Origin of the sequence: Flagellimonas lutimaris, from assembly GCF_051494225.1 — a bacterium.
In the GTDB taxonomy this organism is placed as follows: Bacteria; Bacteroidota; Bacteroidia; order Flavobacteriales; family Flavobacteriaceae; genus Flagellimonas; species Flagellimonas lutimaris_A.
On sequence record NZ_JBNPYE010000001.1, the window covers coordinates 372,582 to 393,251 of the forward strand.

19 protein-coding genes are annotated in these 20,670 nt (G+C 40.6%); 5 read left to right on the forward strand and 14 right to left on the reverse strand.

The window, feature by feature from the left end:
• Nucleotides 1–2 precede the first annotated feature (2 nt).
• Genes ACQQ5U_RS01645 through ACQQ5U_RS01655 form a run of 3 tightly spaced genes read right to left on the reverse strand, consistent with a single transcriptional unit; the run spans nucleotide 3 to nucleotide 3,152 of the window.
• The gene (locus ACQQ5U_RS01645) at nucleotides 3–1,238 is read right to left on the reverse strand and encodes a DUF1015 domain-containing protein (RefSeq protein ID WP_437395192.1); all 1,236 of its coding nucleotides are present in this window, start codon (nucleotides 1,236–1,238) and stop codon (nucleotides 3–5) included.
• Between the two features lie 6 nt (nucleotides 1,239–1,244).
• Nucleotides 1,245–2,132 carry a 3-hydroxyacyl-CoA dehydrogenase family protein gene (locus ACQQ5U_RS01650; protein ID WP_437395194.1) on the reverse strand — a complete coding sequence of 296 codons (888 nt, stop codon included), beginning with the start codon at nucleotides 2,130–2,132 and terminating at the stop codon, nucleotides 1,245–1,247.
• Between the two features lie 54 nt (nucleotides 2,133–2,186).
• Entirely contained in the window at nucleotides 2,187–3,152 is a 966-nt protein-coding gene (locus tag ACQQ5U_RS01655; protein ID WP_437395888.1) for a Gfo/Idh/MocA family protein, read from the reverse strand.
• Between the two features lie 114 nt (nucleotides 3,153–3,266).
• Between ACQQ5U_RS01655 and ACQQ5U_RS01660 the strand changes: the two genes are divergently transcribed.
• Nucleotides 3,267–3,908, forward strand: a complete 642-nt coding sequence (locus ACQQ5U_RS01660; RefSeq protein ID WP_437395196.1) for a protein-L-isoaspartate(D-aspartate) O-methyltransferase — start codon at nucleotides 3,267–3,269, stop codon at nucleotides 3,906–3,908.
• Here ACQQ5U_RS01660 and smpB read toward each other — a convergent pair.
• On the reverse strand, nucleotides 3,905–4,366 hold the full coding sequence (gene smpB, locus ACQQ5U_RS01665; protein WP_437395198.1) for an SsrA-binding protein SmpB: 462 nt from the start codon (nucleotides 4,364–4,366) through the stop codon (nucleotides 3,905–3,907). The genes ACQQ5U_RS01660 and smpB overlap by 4 nt on opposite strands.
• A gap of 80 nt (nucleotides 4,367–4,446) precedes the next feature.
• Here smpB and ACQQ5U_RS01670 point away from each other — a divergent pair, with 80 nt between their 5' ends.
• Nucleotides 4,447–5,190: a DUF6503 family protein gene (locus ACQQ5U_RS01670; RefSeq protein ID WP_437395200.1), complete on the forward strand. Its 744-nt coding sequence runs from the start codon at nucleotides 4,447–4,449 to the stop codon at nucleotides 5,188–5,190.
• On the opposite strand, the gene ACQQ5U_RS01675 is transcribed toward ACQQ5U_RS01670, so the two are convergent.
• Entirely contained in the window at nucleotides 5,187–5,711 is a 525-nt protein-coding gene (locus ACQQ5U_RS01675) for a SixA phosphatase family protein (protein WP_437395202.1), read from the reverse strand. The genes ACQQ5U_RS01670 and ACQQ5U_RS01675 overlap by 4 nt on opposite strands.
• A gap of 71 nt (nucleotides 5,712–5,782) precedes the next feature.
• Between ACQQ5U_RS01675 and ACQQ5U_RS01680 the strand changes: the two genes are divergently transcribed.
• A complete protein-coding gene (locus ACQQ5U_RS01680) occupies nucleotides 5,783–7,234 on the forward strand; it encodes a PorP/SprF family type IX secretion system membrane protein (protein WP_437395204.1) in 1,452 nt (483 codons plus the stop codon).
• Between the two features lies 1 nt (nucleotide 7,235).
• Here ACQQ5U_RS01680 and ACQQ5U_RS01685 read toward each other — a convergent pair whose 3' ends face one another.
• The 5 genes from ACQQ5U_RS01685 to clpB all read right to left on the reverse strand — a co-directional run bounded on the left by ACQQ5U_RS01685 (nucleotide 7,236) and on the right by clpB (nucleotide 13,636).
• Nucleotides 7,236–7,832, reverse strand: coding sequence for a TetR/AcrR family transcriptional regulator (locus tag ACQQ5U_RS01685; protein WP_437395206.1), 597 nt, complete (start codon nucleotides 7,830–7,832; stop codon nucleotides 7,236–7,238).
• Nucleotides 7,833–8,007: 175 nt separating this feature from the next.
• The gene (locus ACQQ5U_RS01690; protein WP_437395208.1) at nucleotides 8,008–9,072 is read right to left on the reverse strand and encodes a dipeptidase; all 1,065 of its coding nucleotides are present in this window, start codon (nucleotides 9,070–9,072) and stop codon (nucleotides 8,008–8,010) included.
• A gap of 8 nt (nucleotides 9,073–9,080) precedes the next feature.
• Nucleotides 9,081–9,548, reverse strand: a complete 468-nt coding sequence (locus ACQQ5U_RS01695; protein WP_437395210.1) for a RidA family protein — start codon at nucleotides 9,546–9,548, stop codon at nucleotides 9,081–9,083.
• 12 nt (nucleotides 9,549–9,560) lie between these two features.
• Nucleotides 9,561–10,874, reverse strand: coding sequence for a gluconate:H+ symporter (locus ACQQ5U_RS01700; protein ID WP_437395211.1), 1,314 nt, complete (start codon nucleotides 10,872–10,874; stop codon nucleotides 9,561–9,563).
• Between the two features lie 161 nt (nucleotides 10,875–11,035).
• Nucleotides 11,036–13,636, reverse strand: a complete 2,601-nt coding sequence (gene clpB, locus ACQQ5U_RS01705) for an ATP-dependent chaperone ClpB (RefSeq protein ID WP_437395212.1) — start codon at nucleotides 13,634–13,636, stop codon at nucleotides 11,036–11,038.
• Nucleotides 13,637–13,778: 142 nt separating this feature from the next.
• Here clpB and ytxJ point away from each other — a divergent pair, with 142 nt between their 5' ends.
• Complete coding sequence (ytxJ, locus tag ACQQ5U_RS01710) at nucleotides 13,779–14,168, forward strand: bacillithiol system redox-active protein YtxJ (protein ID WP_437395213.1); 390 nt, start codon at nucleotides 13,779–13,781, stop codon at nucleotides 14,166–14,168.
• A 78-nt stretch (nucleotides 14,169–14,246) separates the two neighbouring features.
• On the opposite strand, the gene ACQQ5U_RS01715 is transcribed toward ytxJ, so the two are convergent.
• Nucleotides 14,247–15,431, reverse strand: a complete 1,185-nt coding sequence (locus ACQQ5U_RS01715; protein ID WP_437395214.1) for a hypothetical protein — start codon at nucleotides 15,429–15,431, stop codon at nucleotides 14,247–14,249.
• Between the two features lie 250 nt (nucleotides 15,432–15,681).
• Between ACQQ5U_RS01715 and glyA the strand changes: the two genes are divergently transcribed.
• The gene (glyA, locus tag ACQQ5U_RS01720; protein WP_437395215.1) at nucleotides 15,682–16,956 is read left to right on the forward strand and encodes a serine hydroxymethyltransferase; all 1,275 of its coding nucleotides are present in this window, start codon (nucleotides 15,682–15,684) and stop codon (nucleotides 16,954–16,956) included.
• Nucleotides 16,957–16,974: 18 nt separating this feature from the next.
• Here glyA and ACQQ5U_RS01725 read toward each other — a convergent pair whose 3' ends face one another.
• From ACQQ5U_RS01725 to ACQQ5U_RS01735, 3 genes are all read right to left on the reverse strand, one after another.
• Nucleotides 16,975–17,637, reverse strand: a complete 663-nt coding sequence (locus ACQQ5U_RS01725) for a hypothetical protein (RefSeq protein WP_437395216.1) — start codon at nucleotides 17,635–17,637, stop codon at nucleotides 16,975–16,977.
• Between the two features lie 179 nt (nucleotides 17,638–17,816).
• Nucleotides 17,817–18,485, reverse strand: a complete 669-nt coding sequence (locus ACQQ5U_RS01730; RefSeq protein ID WP_437395217.1) for a histidine kinase — start codon at nucleotides 18,483–18,485, stop codon at nucleotides 17,817–17,819.
• A 34-nt stretch (nucleotides 18,486–18,519) separates the two neighbouring features.
• Nucleotides 18,520–20,604: a tetratricopeptide repeat-containing sensor histidine kinase gene (locus ACQQ5U_RS01735; RefSeq protein ID WP_437395218.1), complete on the reverse strand. Its 2,085-nt coding sequence runs from the start codon at nucleotides 20,602–20,604 to the stop codon at nucleotides 18,520–18,522.
• Nucleotides 20,605–20,670: the final 66 nt, after the last annotated feature.

A 20,670-nucleotide genomic window follows, 5' to 3' on the forward strand; every position in this document is an offset into this window, starting at 1 on the left:
TATTACAATTCATAAATAGCCAGCCCACTACGGAGCTTAGGTTCAATATACGTGCTTTTTGGGGGCATTACCAAACCAGCATCGGCAATTGCCTTGATTTCTTCAATGGTGGTGGGAACCATGCTAAAACCGACCGCGTATTCGCCGGAGTCCACCCAATCTTTCATTTGAATGAGGTTGTTTTTTCCATAACCATAACAAATCCGTTTGTCGTTTCTAAGGTCTGTGATGCCTAAAATGGGCTCTAGAATAGTTTTGTAAAGGATTTGAGTGTCCAATCGACTTAGGGCATCGGTGAATTCGTGGTTGGTTTTTCGGAAATGCAGCGTATAGAACTCTCCATCCAAATACATACTGAATTCGTGCTTTTTGGATGGTTTGGACAGTCCGTCTTCCCTTTTTTCGATTCTGAAATGCGCGTCCAATTGAATCAAGAACTCTTTTTTGGAAAATCCGTTCAAATCTTTCACCATTCGATTGAACTCAAAAACCCTCATCTGCGATTCAGGAATAAGATAGGCCATAAAATAGTTGTAGGCTTCCTCACCCGTATGATTGTCGTTTTCTGACTTTTTAAGGTCAGCCAATAAACTGGATGAAGCACTACGGTGATGTCCATCGGCAATATACAGAGCATTGAGGTTACCAAACGCCTGCTCCAATTTTTCGATGCCCTCCGGATAAGAAATCTTCCAGAGCTTGTGGTTTACCCTATCGGTTGTGGTAAAATCGTACTCAGGTTTTCGTTCTATTTTACGTTGAAAGATTTCATCCACCAGCGCATTGTCCTCATAGGTCATTAAAACGGGCTCCGCATTAAAACCTACGGTATGGAGGTAATCTGCAAAAAGCTCCTCCCGGTCTTGAATGGTATCTTCGTGCTTTTTGATGACGTTATTCCTGTAATCATCAACACTGCAGGCACAAAAGAATCCGAGACTTTTAAAGGCGTCCTTTTCTATTTGATAGAGATAAAAGCTGGGCTCATCGTCTTTTTGAAAGATGCTTTCCTCCAAAAACTCCAAATACCGATTGTGAACCAACCCAAAGCGTTCTTTTCCCTTGATGTTCTTTTCAAACTTGAACCCCGGGTTGATGATGTGCAAAAAGGAGAAAGGATTGTACTGAAGTACGGCCTTCAGCTCCTCTTTGGAATACTCTTCGTAGGAGCGCGATGCAACAAAAAAAGCTTTATCCTTTGTGGGGCGAATGGCCTTAAAAGGCTTTACAATAGCCATGAATTTTTATTTGAATTGTGCAGAAACTTTTTCAGCTTTTTTGGATTCGGAATAGTCATAAAAACCTTCACCTGATTTAACTCCCAATTTGCCAGCCATCACCATGTTGACGAGTAGGGGGCACGGGGCGTATTTCGGGTTTTTGAATCCATCGTACATTACGTTCAAAATGGAAAGGCATACATCCAAACCAATAAAATCCGCTAATTGAAGTGGTCCCATGGGGTGGGCCATGCCCAACTTCATTACGGTATCAATTTCCTCAACCCCAGCTACGCCATTGTAAAGTGTCTCTATGGATTCGTTGATCATCGGCATTAAAATGCGATTGGCCACAAATCCAGGATAATCGTTCACCTCGGTCGGGGTCTTGCCCAATTTTTTGGATAAATCCATTATGGTATCGGTTACCTCATCTGATGTGCTGTAACCGCGAATAATCTCCACCAACTTCATGATAGGTACAGGATTCATAAAGTGCATTCCGATTACTTTCTCTGGACGTTTTGTGGCTGCGCCAATTTGCGTGATGGAAATAGAGGAAGTGTTGGTGGCCAAAATGGTCTCTGCTTTGCAGATTGCATCCAAATCTTCAAAAATCTTTAATTTGATGTCCAAGTTCTCCGTTGCGGCTTCAACAACCAAATCGGTATTGGAAACGCCATCTTTTAAATCGGTGTATGTTGTAATGTTTGCAAGGGTTGCATCCTTTTTGGCTTCGTCGATTACCCCTTTGGCAATCATTCGGTCTAAATTTTTGGTGATGGTGGCCAAGCCTTTGTCCAAAGACGCCTGTGCAATGTCCACCAGATTAACGTTATATCCATTTTGGGCGAAAACGTGGGCAATTCCATTTCCCATGGTTCCAGCACCGATAACTGCTATTTTTTCCATAGTATGTTGTTTAAAATTGTTGTCAATTCGAGCGTAGTCGAAAGTGACGGCTTATTAATTTTTAAAAGACTCGATTATCTGAAGGGCTACACGGAGTGCATTGGTGCCCTGCTCCAAACTCACGATTGGGGTAGTATTGTTGTTTATGGCATCGGCAAAGGTTTCCAACTCGTCCAAAATGGCATTGTTGACGTCTATTTCAGGGTTTTCAAAATAGATTTGCTTTTTTTCTCCTTCAGCATTCTGAAGAATCATATCAAAATCACCAGGCTTTTCAGGAGCATCCTTCATTTTTACCACTTCCACTTTTTTCTCCAAAAAATCAACCGAAATGTAGGCATCACGCTGAAAGAAACGTGACTTGCGCATGTTTTTCAAAGAAATACGACTGGAGGTAAGGTTGGCAACACAACCGTTTTTAAATTCGATACGTGCGTTGGCAATATCGGGCGACTTACTGATTACGGAAACGCCACTCGCATTTATTTTTTCCACTTCGGAAGGAACCACACTTAAAATCGCATCAATATCATGAATCATGAGGTCTAAAACCACGGGAACATCCGTGCCTCTGGGATTGAATTCCGCCAATCGGTGCGTTTCGATGAACATGGGGTTCTCGATTTTGTCCTTTACCGCCAAAAATGCAGGGTTAAAGCGTTCCACATGGCCAACTTGGCCCTTTACACCGTTTTTTTTGGACAATTGCAATAATTCCTCCGCTTCTTCAAGTGTATTGGTAATAGGCTTTTCTATGAAGATATGCCTCCCTTTTTCAATGGCTTTTTTGGCACAATCAAAATGTGACAATGTTGGGGTAACAATATCAACAACATCTACCGCATCTATCAAATTGTTGATGTTTTCGAAATAGGAATAACCAAATTCGGCGGCTACTTTTTTAGCATTGATCTCATCAGGATCATAAAATCCAACGAGTTCATATTTGTCCGATTGGTTTAAGAGCCTTAGGTGAATTTTCCCTAAATGTCCTGCTCCCAGGACACCAACTTTTAGCATATTACCTGTTTTTGTCAAAAATACGGATATGATGTCAGTTTCCATAAAAATTTGAACGGAACTACGGGGATATTTGGGGGAACTTTATAAATTCGTGCCACCAGACCAAAGACCATGAAGGATACGCACAAGCATAGGGGAATGCGCAATAACTTGGCCGAGATTGTTGCCGCCAAGGGAGTTACAGATAAAAAAGTATTGGAAGCCATAAAGACCATTCCAAGACACTTGTTTTTGGACAGTGGCTTTGAAGACCATGCTTATCAGGACAAGGCGTTTCCCATTGGTGCAGATCAGACCATATCACAGCCTTACACCGTTGCTTTTCAAACCGAGTTGTTGGAAGTTAAGCCCAATGCCAAAATATTGGAGATTGGCACGGGAAGTGGATATCAAACAGCGGTATTGTTGCATTTAAGAGCAAAGGTCTACACCATTGAGCGTCAGTTGGAATTGTTCAAGACAACCCGATTGTTCTTCAATAAAATGCATTACCGACCCAAAAAAATGATTTTCGGCGATGGGTATAAAGGATTGCCAGAAGAGGCTCCTTTTGATGGAATTATTGTAACCGCGGGCGCACCCGAAGTACCTAGACCACTTTTGTCCCAGTTAAAAGTAGGGGGTAGGTTGGTAATTCCTGTTGGAGTGGATGAGCAAATTATGACCTTGTTCGTCCGAAAATCTGAAAAGGAATTTGAAAAAAAGGAGTTTGGCTCTTTTCGATTTGTTCCTTTGTTGGAAGATAAAAACTAGTTGTTAAAGCTCTTTTTGATTCGGGATAGGTTTCGCTTGTTGTCCCTATCTTTAATAGTTTCTCTCTTGTCGTAGAGCTTTTTACCCTTGGCCAGTCCAATGTTCATCTTGGCCAAACCTCTATCATTGATAAAAACCTTGAGCGGGACGATGGTCAGTCCTGTGGTCACAACTTCTTTTTGAAGCTTTTTTAGTTCTCGTTTGTTGAGCAACAATTTACGTACAGCCTTTGGGGCATGGTTGTAATGGCCTCCGTGGCTATATTCATCGATCTGCATGTTGACCACAAAAAGTTCGCCTTTGTCATTGAACTCACAAAAACTCTGGGAAATGGAAGCTTTGCCCAATCGGAGCGATTTTATTTCGGTACCACCCAAAACGATGCCTGCCGTGTAGGTATCCAAAATCTCGTAATCAAATCGAGCTCTTTTATTTTTTATGTTGATATTTTGCTGCATCGTGTACAAAAATATGAACTCTTTGCCAAGAAAATCGTAATGTTATGCTAGATTTTACGAATAAGTACAAAAACCAACTTATGAAAAGACTTTTAGTAGCCTTGACCTTAGTGTTTGTTATTGGTTGTAAACAAGAACCCAAGAAAACAATTACTGTCCAAGAAATCGTAGACCAATCTATTTCTGATAGTGGAGGAAAAGGTTTTGATAACCATAAGGTTTCTTTTGATTTTAGGGACAAGCATTATGTTTCCGAAAACATGGATGGTCAACGTGTTTTTAAACGAATATCCAATTTGGACTCCACCACCATTACCGATGTGAGACGGGGAGGTGATTTTGAAAGATATATGAACGACTCCCTTGTGATGGTTCCCGATACCATGGCTGTTAAATATGCCAACTCTATAAATTCCGTACACTATTTTGTGCGCTTACCTTATGGATTAAACGACGGAGCTGTAAACAAAGAGCTTTTAGGCAAAGAGACTATAGCAGGTAAAGAATATTACAAAGTAAAGGTGACTTTTGATCAACAAGGAGGGGGAGATGATTTTGATGATGTTTATGTGTATTGGTTTGATATAGAGTCGTTTAAACCGGATTACCTAGCATACAACTTCCATGTAAATGGAGGTGGGCAACGCTTTCGTAAAGCATATAACGAACGCTATGTGAACGGTATCCGATTTGTGGATTACGAGAATTACAAGTCCAAAGAAGAAGGTTCGGACATTCTAGAAATTGGACAATTGTACGATAAAGATGACTTGGAGCTATTGAGCAAAATTGAACTCGAAAATATCGCTGTAGAAAAATATTAGTCCATTTTTAAGCGGATATCTGTTGGCACTCCATCAATTATCCGAACAATAAAAAGGCTGCTATTATCTGTATCATCCATTTGGTCGTACTTTTCTAGTCCTATTACTTTGTTTACCATCATAGGGGTGGTATTACTATGCCCTACCACTAAAACATTTTTACCTTCATTTACCAATTTAAACTCTTCCATATCTATGGCACGTGGGTCATAGTACTCGATATCGATGTCTTTTTTTATTGATGTGGGGGCTGCCGTCATCGAAGTACGCTCATAATTGGTGGAGTAAACCTTGTCCAAAGGAATTGGGTCGAACACTTCGGCCCATCGGATGGCTCTGTCCAATCCATTTTGGTTGAGTTCAGGGTCTGGGTTTTCTGGGTCGGTCCTGTCCTTTTCGGCATGTCTAATAAAATAGAAGGTGGAAATGACAGGGTCTTCTGCAATTTTCGTATCTTTTTTGCAGCCGATACTTCCAACGAGTATAATTGCAAGGACAATTAGAGGTTTGATGGTTCGCATAGTTCTATTCAAAGTTCCCGTGTATTATAGTTAATCAGTTTAAAAGTAACGTTTAATTTTTATTTTCTCGCATGCGTAAGTTTCTGGTTTGTTTATTCGGTATGGTAATTTGTTCGCTAAGTTGGGGGCAAGAACTTGTTTTGCCATCTGATTTTAGGCAACATTCATTGATTCAGTTTAACGTCAGTTTGTTGAATCCGACCTATGCTTTGGATTGGAACAACCCTAACTCTCTCTCGGTTTGGACCCGCTGGCAATGGCAAACCATAGATGGTGACCCCACGTCCATTTTTGCCAATTATACGCATCAACTTAATGAGGCTTCGGTGGCATCTGCAGGCTTTTTACAGCACAATACAGGGATATTTCTCTACACTGGTGGAAACCTAACTTTCGCCCAAACTTTTCAACTGGATGAAGGTATTAGCCTAATGGCAGGACTCAACACTTTTGCATTTCAACAAACCGTTGCCGATGAACGGTATATGCAAGGGGATGGGATTGACCCGGCTGCATTGGAGGATTTTGAGGGTTTTAAGGTTCAGTTTTCCCCCGGACTACGTTTGCTCGTCAACCGTTTTAGTGTAGGTTTGGCATTCGAGAATGCCATAGGTTTTAATGTTTCCGGCAATAATGGGGAAAGCATGGAAAACTTTCAGAGTGTTTTAGGAACCTTGAGCAATGATTTTCCCGTTATAATTTCAAATGGCTTGGGAGATAGCTACATACGCCCCGTGCTTTATGTTAAATCAATTCCGAATGGAGACACTCAATTTGGATTGAATGGATTGTTTTCCACTTCAAAATTTTGGCTTCAGGGCGGATATAATAGTTTTTATGGAGTTTCCGGCGGGTTAGGGATTACGGTTTCCAATGCTTTTTCTATAGGTGGACTCATGGAGTTTGGAACGGATACATTATTGAGTGATGAAGATTCCACCATAGAAATTATTGCTTCATATCACTTTGGAAAAACAAAATTGAAGGAGAAAGAAATATTGCCCGAAGAACCAGAAACTTTGTTGCCAGAAAAAGAGGTTGAGGAAGAGGAGCCAAATAGACTGGAAGAAGAAATTGAGCAGCAAAGATTAGAGCGGGAGCAAAGGGAGCTTGAAGCGAGGAGACAAGCTCAGCGGGAAAAGGATTCTTTGGCCGAAGTGCAAAGAATTAAAGAGCAATTGGAACTTCAGCGAAAAAAGGATAGCATTGAACGTCTTCAAAATCAAAAAGTGGAGGTGAAACCCAATGAACGATATGAGGAGGTTGAAAACGAAGATGGTCTGGAACCTGGATTCTATTTGATTGCCAATGTATACGGTACCAAAAAGTACTTCGATAATTTTATGAAGACACTTAAGGAAAAAGGTTTGGAGCCCAAATCATTCTACAGAAGTTTCAACAAGTACAATTATGTGTATTTGGAGCGCTACAATACCATGGACGAAGCCAGAAAGGCTCGAGATAGTAAGTTTTTTGGAAAATATGCGGACAAGACCTGGATATTTAGGGTAAAAGGGAATTGATTTATTTTTTAAGTTCCTGTTTCACCAAATGTTCCAGATAGGTAACGGTATTCATTAAATATTTTCGGTCTTGGGTCATGGTACTCATGGCAACGGCCCCCTGAATCATGGTAAATAATTGCTTTGCAAATTGTAGTGGAGGTACAGGAAGGCGAATCTCTTCTTTATTGGCGCCATTTTCCAAAACAAGTGCAATTTTGCCTTCAATTTCCTTGATGGTTTCCTTGACGGCAGCAGCCAATAATTTATTATTGGCATGCGCATCTACACCAACATTTAATATGGGGCATCCACCTAATGGAAGTGTGAAAATATCATACTGTTTATAAAAACTCAACAGGGAAAACAATTTATCAAGTGCTTCAATGCCAATTTCCAATTTATTGTCGATAGCTTCGAGCAATAAGTTCCTATTGTATTCAAAAGCGGAAAGCGCCAAAGCTTCCTTATTTTCAAAATTACCGTATATGGCACCTTTTGTGAGGCCTGTAGCTTCGGTAAGGTCGCTCATACTGGTGCCAACATAGCCATGTTTATTGAAAATAGGGGCTACGGTCTCGATAATGTAAGCGGTGGTTCTTTCTGCTTTCTTGGTCATTTTTCAGGTTGCTGTTGGTCGAAACTAAGATATAAAAAATCAAATACTGTTTGGTATTAAAAAAGGCAAAAGCCTGTATTTTAACAGGTTTCTTTATATTTTTTGACTGAATGCTAAAATATTCAAGGTTGATTTTGAAATTCTACAATAAACAAATCAAATCTTTTCCACCTTTTTATGTCCAAACGCTTTTCAAGAAGCTGATAAAATTTTGATGCATGATTTTTTCAATATCCAAGACACTGTAGCCTCTTTTGCTCAATATATGTGGAATTTTTTGAAGGTCGGCAATGGTGTCCAAATCATAAGGGCTCTGTTCTTTTCCAAAAGCGCCGTCCAAGTCGGTGCCAATACCGACGTGATCACAGTTACCTGCCAATTGGCAAATGTGGTCTATGTTATCAACGGCGATTTCTAGGGTCACATTCATTTCTTTTGGGGTGGATTTGCCACGGACCCAGTGGGGCACCATCATCCAAGCATCCAAAGCAACGCCGATTACAGCATTCCTGTTGATGAGTTCCTTAATTTGCTCATCGGAAAATTGGCGGTTATGATTCACCAATGCTCTGCAATTGTTATGGCTGGCCCAAACGGGACCGTTGTACACCTCCATAGTTTCCCAAAAGCTCTTGTCGCAAAGATGGGTGGCGTCCAAAATAAGATTGAGTTCCTCCACTTTTTTGAGCAACTCACGACCCTTCTGGCCAATCCCGCCTACGGAATCTGTTCCGTGGGCGTAAATTCCAGGACCATAATGGGCAGGTCCAATGGCCCGAAGACCTGATTCATACGATTTTTCCAAGTAGCTTACGTCTACGATCGAGTCGGCGCCCTCCAAACTTAAAATATATCCGATAGGCTTCTTGGGCTCATCACTTTTCCAAAGTTTGAGGTGGGCTTCCAGGCTTTTAATATCCTTGATTTGAACCATCTCACTGGCCTCTTCCATGGTTTTGTACCACGCCAACTGTCCTTGGGTCTGAGCCCATGCTTGATGCTGGGAATTCCAACCGGGAATTGGACTGCCTTTTTTCACGAAACGCGCGATTTGTGTAGCCATGCAAAGCCCAATATTGCCTTTTCGCATGGCAGCGAGTGAAACAGTGTTCTTGCCGCGGTCGGGTTTGTCCGTTATCCCTTCCTCACGCTCTCTAATTTCGGATACGGGCAGGGTAAGGTCGCGGTTCCATTCCAAGGCATTCATGGCCAAGTCTAAATGCGCATCAAATATGAACATATGTTTTTTTAAGGATGAAGTTCAAAAATAGCTTCAATTTCGACGGGAATATTACCGGGGAGCATCATGCCAACGGCACTCCGTGCTCCAATTCCATTTTCTTTTCCAAAAACATCAGCCATCAATTCACTAAATCCGTTGATGACATAGGGATGTTGTCCGAAATCTGGAGTACAATTTACCATGCCCAATACTTTGACCATTCTTTTGATTTTGTCCAAGCTTCCAAAATGGGTGGTAATGGTGGACAACATCGTTAACCCGACTTGTCTGGCGGCTAATTTGGCTTGTTCTTCATCAAGGTCGTCCCCAGCACGCCCCTTCATCAGGGAACCATCGAGATTAACTGGCCCCTGACCTGATACGTACAAAAAGTTATCGACCACTAAAACAGGTCGGTATACTCCCGCAGGCGGTGGAGCGGGTGGTAATAGAAGGTTTAAATCCTTCATTCGTTGGGATGGTAATTTATCCATAGGGTTATATTGTTAAATTATACTGTTGATTACCAGAACTCCGATAAGCCCCATAATGCCGACCAAGGTTTCCATTACGGTCCAAGTGGAAAGTGTTTCCTTAACGGATAGATTGAAGTATTCCTTGAACATCCAGAAGCCTGTATCGTTGACATGGGAGAGCATTAAACTTCCGGAACCGATGGCCAATACCATCAATTCTGGACTTGTTCCCGTGCCCGAAGCCAGTGGGAGTACAATTCCAGCTGCGGTGAGTCCAGCTACGGTAGCCGACCCTACACTTACGCGAATGGCGGTAGCTATAAGCCAAGCCAATATCAAGGGTGACACGCTTGATTCTATAAGGCTGTCGGCAATATATTCACTTACTTGACTATCTATCAAAACTTCTTTTAATGCTCCAGCTCCAGCTATAATCAACAAAATCATTGTAATACTGGAAACGGAAGAAGACAGGGAATCCATTATGGTGCTCATTTCCTTGCCTTTGGCCAATCCTAAAGAGTAAATCGCAATCAATACGGAAATGAGCAAAGCAATCACGGGATTGCCGATAAAAGTAAGTATGTTCTGTAACAGCCCTTCTTCTAGAAATTGTTCGGCTGCGATGCCTACCCCGATAAAGATGATAGGGGAGAGTGCCGTTAAAATACTAACCGAAGTCGATGGTAGTTTTTCCTCTGGAATGGGTTCGGTATTGTAAAATTCTTTCAAGGGTTTGGCCTCAATTTTTTTGATGGTGCGAGCAAATAGAGGACCTGCCACTATAATGGCGGGAACAGCTACCATAAGTCCGTACAACAATGTTTTTCCAATATCTGCATTGAACATGGCTGCAATGGCCGTAGGAGCGGGGTGGGGCGGAAGGTACCCGTGCGTAACCGATAAGGAGGTAAGCATGGGCAATCCCACGTAGAGTAAGGGCAATCCTGTGGAAAAGGCTACGGTAAATACCAAGGGAATCAAAATAACGAAGCCTACAGAGTAGAACATCGGGATACCCACAATAAAACCAGTTACCACCATGGCCCATTGTACGTGTTTAATGCCAAACTTGGCAACCAGTTGCGTGGTTATCTGTTGTGCAGCTCCGCTATCGGCTACCAACTTTCCCAACATGGCGCCGAGTCCTAGAATCAAGACTAGAAAACCTAAAGTGTTTCCTATACCCCGTTGAATGGATTGTACCAAATTGCCCAGTTCCATCCCTTGAAAAATGCCTACGAACAGGCATACGATAATGAAGGATAGAAAGGCATTGAGTTTAAATTTAGCGATAAGTATGAAGAGCAGTAAAATACCTAGAACGGCTATGATTAGTGGCATATTTAGGGTTTGGTTTTGAAGCTAAAATAAGGATTTAAATAGAATGGGCATTGATTATTGCGAATTTCTAAGGATATGGTTGAAGATTGTGAAAGAAATAAAAAAACCTCTCCCATAACTTTTTGGGAGAGGTTTTCCTGACTGAAATTTATTTTGAGAACTTACTCTACAAGTTCGTCTTGATTTCTGAATACCAATTGATCATCAAAGGAATCCAAGAGTACAATACTGTCTGAAGTAATTCTTCCTGATAGCAACTCTTTGGACAGGTTGTTCAAAACTTCTTTTTGAATCAATCTTTTTACTGGCCTAGCCCCATATTGAGGGTCGTATCCTTTTGCTGCCAAATAGTCTATCGCTTCTTCGGTAGCATCTAGTGTGATGTTCTGTTGGGCCAACATTTTCTTCAAGTTGTCCAATTGCAATCCCACAATATCTTTGATGTCCGATTTGCTCAATGGAGTGAACATGATAATATCATCTATCCGGTTCAAAAACTCTGGCCTGATGGTTTTGCGCAGCAATCCCAATACTTCTACTCGAGCTGCTTCGGACGCACTTTCCACATCTATGGCATCTTCAAACTTCTCTTGGATGATATGGCTACCCATATTACTGGTCATGATAATGATGGAGTTTTTGAAATCTGCCAAGCGACCTTTGTTGTCTGTCAATCTACCTTCATCCAACACCTGTAAAAGTATGTTGAAGGTATCTGGGTGTGCTTTTTCAATTTCATCCAATAATATCACGGAATAGGGTTTCCTTCGCACCGCTTCGGTCAATTGTCCGCCTTCATCATAACCCACATATCCTGGAGGCGCACCTACCAATCGGCTCACAGAGTGACGTTCTTGGTATTCACTCATATCAATCCGTGTGATGGCATTTTCATCATCGAACAGATAGGCGGCCAAAGTTTTGGCCAACTCGGTTTTACCAACCCCTGTAGTTCCGAGGAACAAGAATGAACCAATAGGTTTTTTAGCATCCTGCAATCCAGCGCGACTTCTTCTAATGGCATCCGATACCGCCACTATAGCTTCATCTTGACCTACGACACGTTTGTGCAGTACATCTTCCAGTTTCAATAGCTTTTCCCTTTCGCTCTGGAGCATCTTATTTACTGGAATACCTGTCCATTTGGCAACAACTTCTGCAATATCCTCATAGGTCACTTCTTCTTTGATTAAAGTGCCTGCGGATTGTTGTTCTGCAAGTTCATCCTGAAGTTCTTCCAGTTTCTCCTGAGCTTCCTTGATTTTGCCGTAACGCAATTCGGCTACTTTTCCGTAGTCACCATTTCGCTCTGCCCGTTCGGCCTCAAGCTTGTAGTTTTCAATATCCTCTTTTGTCTTTTGGATATTGTCCACAACAGTCTTTTCGCTTTCCCATTTGGCAAAGATTTCGTTTCGTTCTTCTTTGAGGTTGGCCAAATCCAAGTTCAAGGTTTTTAATTTAGCCTTGTCATTTTCCCTTTTAATAGCCTCTATCTCAATTTCCAGCTGCATTATTTTTCTATCCATTACATCCAATTCTTCGGGTTTGGAGTTGATTTCCATACGAAGTTTGGAAGCAGCCTCGTCCATTAGGTCAATAGCCTTGTCAGGCAAAAACCTATTGGTAATATAGCGCTGTGAAAGTTCCACGGCACCGATAACCGCCTCATCTTTGATGCGTACTTTATGGTGTGCCTCATATTTTTCCTTGATACCCCTAAGGATAGAAATGGCGCTTTCAGTATCGGGTTCATCCACAATAACTTTTTGGAACCTACGCTCCAAGGCCTTGTCTTTTTCAAAGTATTTCTGGTATTCGTCCAAAGTGGTGGCTCCAATGGCTCTGAGTTCACCTCGCGCCAATGCAGGTTTTAAGATATTGGCTGCATCCATGGCTCCTTGTCCGCCCCCGGCCCCTACCAAGGTGTGGATTTCATCAATAAAGAGAACAATGTCACCATCGGATGAGGTTACCTCTTTGATAACGGACTTTAGGCGTTCTTCGAACTCGCCTTTGTATTTTGCGCCGGCGATCAACGCTCCCATATCCAAAGAATAAATCACTTTATCCCTAAGGTTTTCTGGGATGTCACCTTGCACGATTCTGTGGGCCAAACCTTCGGCAATGGCTGTTTTACCAACACCGGGTTCACCTACCAACATAGGGTTGTTTTTGGTACGCCTAGAAAGAATCTGTAAAACCCTTCGAATTTCTTCATCCCGACCGATTACCGGGTCCAATTTGCCGCTATCGGCCAATTCGTTTAGGTTTTTGGCATATTTGTTCAAAGCATTATAGGTGTCTTCTGCACTTTGGGAAGTTACCTTTCCACCTTTGCGAAGTTCTTGTATAGCTGCTTTTAGGTCTTTTTCTGTTACCCCTTGATCCTTGAGGATTTGTGCAATCTTGCTTTTGGATTTGAAAATAGCCAGCAATAGATGCTCTACGGAAACGTATTCGTCATCCATGTTTTTTGCAACAATACCGGCTTCGTTCAGGGTTTTCCCAGCTTCTCTGGAAAGCATAATGTCCCCACCCGAAACTTTGGAAAAGCTTTGGAGTTCCTTGTCCAAAATTTGATCCAGAAGTGTTGTGTTGACGTTTAATTTCTTTAAAATGAAAGGTAGCACATTTTCATCCACTTCCGCAATGGCTTTGAACAGGTGTTCGTTTTCAATTTGTTGATGCCCCAATTCTTGGGCCATTTGTTGAGCCCTTTGAACGGCTTCCTGCGATTTTATGGTAAAATTATTAAAGTTCATAGTCTTCGTTTTTCTCTAATAAGTCAACAACCTTACCATTACATGTACACCGTCAAAATGTCCGATAAAATCAGGAATAGCAAGACATTTAGTCAGTTGTAAGCTTTTTGCTTGCTCACGACTTATCACATAAATTTGCAATATGGGAATATTTGACAGTGTCTTCGGAAAGAAGGACAAAACCGTTAAGGAAAAGAGAGAATTACCATGGATTCAATTGGAATCCATTAAGCAGTTGGAAACAATTACTGAAAACTCAAATAACAAGACTCAAGTCGTATACAAACATTCCAGTACCTGCGGAATAAGTAGGATGGTTTTGGGTATGTTTACTGATACGTATGATACAGATTTAGACATTGACCTGTATTTTCTGACGATTCAGAACCATAGAGATGTGTCCAACGCAATAGAAGATAAATTTGCAGTTAGGCATGAATCGCCGCAATTGTTGGTCGTTAAAAATGAAGCAGTGGTTTTTCACACTTCTCATGGCGCCATTGCGGATACCGACTTTACAAAGTATCTGTAAAAGAATTGAAAGAGTTCATGTCAGTTCGAGGGCAGTCGAGAACTTAAAGCATCTCGACTGCCCTAGTGTAACACTATTTTAATTGAACTGATATTGTGAGACAATGCTCTTAAGACGTGCTTTGAGGTCTTCCCCTGCATCGTATACCATTTGTTCATTGGAAGGAAAGGGAACTTCCCTGGCATTTAAGTACAACATTAAATCATCTTCCAATGCTCTTTTATCACCTTGGTAATTAGCAAAAATGTGTTCAAATATAAATTCACTGGATAGGGGATAGGAGTTGATTTCCTGTCCGTTTCTCAAGTCAGTGAAACTAATTTTGGCGCCAATTTGGGCACTTTTAGTCTGGGTAAATTGAAACAATTTACAAGTAACCGTTCGCATCTTATCCACTTTTATTTTGTTGCCCAAGCTATCTTTTACAACATTCCCATCATTATCCAACAGATATTGCCATCCATCTTTAATTTGTCTTTCCTTGATCACTTGGGTCTCATTAATACGTTCTGGTGATATATTGATTTCCATGAAATCCAAGTTCATCGCGTAATCATACTTTACACTTTTAAGCGGATTAGTGTGGTATTGCAACCAAAAGTTATCAATGCCGAAAGCGTTGAAGTCCAAAAGTTCAGATTCTAAACGCTCAGGTATGATTTGCTGTGTCTGATTTGCAATATCGACTCTTACAAACTCCAATCCCTTGTTATAGGCTTCATCCATTTTTGCCACAGTTTCCCTGTAGCCCGGATTTATCTCTTGTAGATATTTTAAATCTTCGTACGCATTTCTATAATCTACTTTATACTTGGCAGAAGCCAGCAAATTCAAAGCGTTTTGGTACAAATGCTCGGAAAGGTCGTCCTTGGTGTTCAATATTTTGTTGTCGTAGTTCACAAAATTGAAATTTGCATTTCTTCCCTCAACGGTAATGTACAAAGGCAACAATGGTCTAATACGTTGTTGAACCTGCTTTAAATGCAAGTATTTATTATAAATGGTTTCCAAATTGGCTGGATTTCCATCGTTTTGAAGAAAGGCAATTTCTTGTTGCTCTCTTGCAGTATTCTTTGCAAATGCTTCTTCCAGCAAAACAATATATTCCTGATTTCCCTTCTTGGTCTTGTTTTCGGCCAGGTTTTTAATGGCCTTGTTCATGGCAGTGGAATAGTTGCCAGTGTTCAGGGCTTCCTGTGTTTTCTTTACGCCACTACAAGCGCTTAAAACTATAATTGCGGTTAAGAGTATAATTTTTTTCATACTGATCAACTTTATTGGTTGTGATTGGGAATTCAATAGCTGTGCCAAAAATCCTCAAACTATAAACGCAAAAGGATGAACGGTAGTATATTTTGGATAAAAAGCTTAAAAAATGGTAGTCTTGGGGGTTATTCTCCCTTTTTTAAAATTGTTAATTGCCGTTTGATAAAATTACGCCCCAATTGTTTTTTTATGAATGAAAATCCCCTTTCAATTCGTAATTTTAGCCCCTTAATTAAACAAAGGGCAAATGCAACGAGACCATAAGATTTTTGAACTGATAGCGCAAGAGAAAGACAGACAGTTGGAAGGTATTGAATTGATAGCTTCTGAAAACTTTGTAAGTCCACAGGTAATGGAAGCCGCAGGCTCCGTACTTACAAACAAATATGCGGAAGGATACCCAGGAAAGCGTTATTACGGTGGTTGCGAAGTGGTTGACCAAGTGGAGCAGTTGGCCATTGACCGTGCCAAGGAATTATTTGGAGCTGTTTACGCCAACGTTCAGCCGCATTCAGGATCGCAGGCCAATGCATCGGTTTACCATGCTTGCCTAAATCCTGGCGATACTATTTTAGGTTTCGATTTGTCCCATGGTGGTCACTTGACCCATGGTTCGCCGGTTAACTTCTCCGGAAAATTATACAACCCTGTTTTCTATGGAGTGGACGAAGAAACGGGAATGTTGAATTATGATAAAATCCAGGAAGTCGCTGATAAGGAAAAGCCCAAATTGATTATCGCTGGTGCATCTGCCTATTCCAGAGATATGGATTTTAAACGTTTCAGAGAAATTGCGGATAGTGTAGGAGCCTTGTTGTTGGCCGATATTTCGCATCCTGCTGGTTTGATCGCCAAAGGAATTTTGAACGATCCAATTCCACATTGCCATATTGTTACCACAACAACCCATAAAACCTTGCGCGGCCCTCGAGGTGGTCTTATTTTAATGGGCGAAAACTTTGAAAACCCATTTGGTATAAAGCTAAAGAACGGAAACTTGAGAAAAATGTCAGGTCTGTTGGATTTGGCGGTATTTCCAGGTAACCAAGGAGGGCCGTTGGAGCATATTATAGCTGCCAAGGCCATTGCTTTTGGAGAAGCACTTACCGACGAATACTTACACTATATGGTTCAGGTGAAGAAAAATGCAGCAGCCATGGCCAAAGCCTTTATGGACAAAGATTACAAAGTAATTTCTGGTGGAACGGACAACCATATGATGTTGATTGACCTTAGAAACAAGGATATTTCAGGCAAGGAGGCCGAACAAGTTTTGGTTAAAGCGGATATTACTGCCAATAAGAATATGGTTCCTTTTGATGATAAATCACCGTTTATTACTTCGGGAATTCGTTTTGGAACATCGGCAATTACAACAAGAGGTCTCAAAGAAGCTGATATGGAAACCATTGTTGGGTTTATTGATGAAATCATCACTGATGCCGAGAATGACAAAAAAGTAGCCGAAATAAAACAAAAGGTCAACGATTTAATGAAATCGCGACCTTTGTTCAGTGCTTAGTATTTGCTAATAAAAATACTATTCGAAGAGAAAAATACTCTCTTCGTAAAGTTTCTTTTTGCTGAGGGAGTAAATAAAGGCCTCATGTTCTTGGTCCTTTTCAAAGTATAGGCCCCAATAATCAAAATATCCGCATTCATTGCTCATTTTTGATTGTTTGGAATTCATTGAGGTGTCTTCAAAAACGGGAACAAAAATTTCATAGGGCATTATGGTCAATCCTTTGGTGAAATAAACAAAATGCTTGCCGATTGCGGTTAGAATTTTACTTGCCTGCTCGGGAATACTTTTCTCGAACAATCTAGTCACGATTATGGATGTGTCTTTAAAGTGCAAAGAGAGCTCTAAAATATCGGTGGGGTAAGAACTTTTTTCGTTAAGTGATTCCAAGGCATTCTCCAAAGATTTTGAGATATTGGAACGACTTTCTTCGGCAAAATTATAATTACCCCAATCACCATTGTTGAAATGGCGAATGCATTCCCCAATTCCAAAATTGTGGTAAAGATCTATTACCAAATCAGTGCTGTTGTTTTTAGCGTCGTGCTTAAACTGAACCTTGGCGGTGGCAAAAAAGTACTTTTCAAGGACCCGAAGAAAATCGTCCAATCCATCGGTGGCCATATAGGTTTTTGGGCCAAGGTTTTTATGTTGATTATTCGATTTGTTGGATGATGACATTTGATGTTGATTGAATTTCAATATTCTTTCAACATAAAGTTAGAATGAATCTTTTGCATTGGATTACAGATAATCCTTAAAAATTCTGGGGTTTTTCTCTTATTTGTAAGATTTTTATGAAGTAAACCTTTCAAACAGACCACAAAATAACATATCAACTTGATTCTTCATCCAAAATACTAAATAAAACCTCTGTTTTTTGCGGCCAATATAAGGGCTAGATCATTTTCATTTTCCGTACCGAACAACGTTTTTAGATGTCGCTTCCTATTTTCAATGGAAGAGGGTGAAAGTCTAATGAATTTTTCAAGGTCTTTGTTCTTGGTTCCTTTGGAAAGGTGGTAAAGTATCTGTTTGTCCTTCTCGTCTATTTCGATGTCGTTGGCCATTTTCTTTCTAATGGCTCCAAGGGCTTTTGAAGAATAATAGGGAGGGTCGACCATAATTGTTTTAACTGCGTCTTCAAGGGTTTTTGGGTCAATGTCCGTTTTTACCAGATACCCATCTGGATCCACGGATTTTAGGATGCTGTTGATCCTAAAATTGTCACTGAAAGAAGACATGAAAACAATTTTACTTTCTGGAACTATCTTGCGAGCCAGTTTTCCCAAGTCTTCTCCGGTATAGGGTTGCTCTTCGTTCGGGGCAAATAACTGAACATCCAAGAACAAAATATCGTATTGAAAGGATTTTACAGAATCCTCAATAAGCTTTTTGCCAGTGTGGTACGTTGTAGCAGTATCAACAATTATATTATGGCCTTCAAGTTCGATGCCCTCGAGTATAAATTTATATCCGAGCATCGTCATTTCATGATCATCAATTGCTAGTATTCTCAGTGTTTTCATTGTAGGTCGTTTCTTTTTTTTTGAATTGGGGGATTTAAGCGTTCAATACATTAACTTTCTCGGGAACTTCCAGTTCCACGTATTTTATCGGTATGCTCATATTTATAGTGGTTCCACTTCCTGGCTTACTGTCGATATCCAGTACTCCTTTTATCTTTTTTGCTCTAGAAATAATATTTCTAAGTCCTATTCCTTTCTTTCTCCTGCTTGTATCAAATCCGACACCATCGTCTGCAATGGTGAGTTTTAAATTGTCATCCACGGCTTGAAAGCAAATGGACACGTTTTTACTTTTTGCGTGTTTCACACAGTTTTTCAACGATTCTTGAATAATCCTATAGGCATTGATCTTAATGTCGCCCAGTAAATTGTCCCAAGGTATCTTATTGTCGTAGGTGAAGGAACATAACATACCGGACGATTTTTGAATATCATTGATCATGTCTTCCAACGAAACAATAAAATTATGAAATTTTTCATACGAAGCATGGTTGAGCTCATGGGAAATGGTGCGTATTTCTTCCTCCACCCCTTGTAGTTTTTCAATAAGGGAGGCCCGTTGTTCAATGGAAGCTTGGTCATCCCGTTCGTTAAGACCACTCAGAATCAACCGGATTCCTAGCATTTCGCCCAAAATGCCATCATGTAGTTCTTCGGAAATACGCTTTTGCTCCAATTGTTTCCCTTCCTCCAATTTTCCTTGCTGGGAAAGCATAAGATTGTAAATTTCTTGGTTACTTTCTTGCTGACGTTGTTTAAATTTTAATCGGCTGTTGCTTACGTACAAAGAGATAATGACCAAGATGATTATCCCAAATACAATAAGTAATAAGGAAGCTCCGATCCATAATTGTTTTTCTTTGGTCAGGAGTTGGTTTTCCTCTATAATATCATCGGTTTCCATCCGAATACGGGCAAATTTGTCCCTTTTGGTGCGCTCTTCCTCACTTATGGTCTCGTCCAGTTGGTTGTATTCCTCAAAATAGGATTGTGAATTAGCGGGGTCTAGCCTATTCAGTAACCTTAAAGCATCCAAGGAACGGTCGTTGTTGTAGGTTTCCTTGGCAATGGCATATGCTTCTTTGGCTTCATCTATAGCTTCTTTGGTATTTCCTTTTGCAGCCGATAGTTCAGCATTATAATAATGTAGTCGAGCCCTATCGTATTTATCACCAGATTCGACATTGAGCATGAATGCCTCGTGAAGAAGCTCATTGGCCTTTTCTGTGTCGTTGTCTACCTTTAGAATGGAATAGGCTAAACTTCCAAGAGCTTTTTCGTAGGTTTCTGGTTTTTCCTCTTTTAAATTTGGGCTGGAAAGTAGCTTTTGATAAGCTTGTTTGGCCCTGTCAAAATTTTCGATGTTCAAGTAAACGCTTGCAATATTATTTTGGTTTTGCAGGATTAAATCGGCTTTGTTTTTTCTTGTAGATTTATCCAAATACTCTCGCGCTTTTTCGTAAGATTTTAGGGCTTTTTCGCTATCACCCATGCCATTGGCTAACATTCCAAGAGCTGAATAACTATTATAAAGCCTGTAATTATCTCCTAATTCATCAAAAATTTTAATGGCTGTCGTGGCACTGATTTCCCCGCCCAAATAGTCTTTATAGGAATCTTGTAGCCGTGCCATATTATAATACATTCGGGCTCTTAGCGATTTTGATGTGGAATCTACAGGTAATTGCTCAAAACTTTTTAATGCTTCTTTATAATGGTAAAAAGCACTGTCGGTAACACCCTTATTTTCCATAAATAAGGCGAGGTCCCAATACGAATCGCCCAATATTTTGTATGCATTCGCTTCCTCGGCCATTTTTAATAGTATACTGTTCGATTTTCTAAATCCAAGGGAGTCTTCAAGTTTTAAATAAGCCAAGGAAATTTGGGAAAGCTGCTCCAGTTGTATGGTGTCGGCAGTCAATTTCAAAGCCTTGGTCTCAGCTTCCTCAAGATAGACCTTGCGATCTCCCAACGGTAATTCTTTGGCCGTCTTGGCAATGTTCACCAATTCTTGAATGGAATCCACCCTTGGGTAGGAAACAACTTCTTGTTCTGGGGATTTCTTTGAGCATCCCCAAAAAATGATAAGTAAAAATATGTAGGTTAAATTTTTCAAAAGCTTAAAATAGTTATTGATAAATCCAAGGTAACAAAAAAAGCCCCAAATCTAATTAAGGTTTGG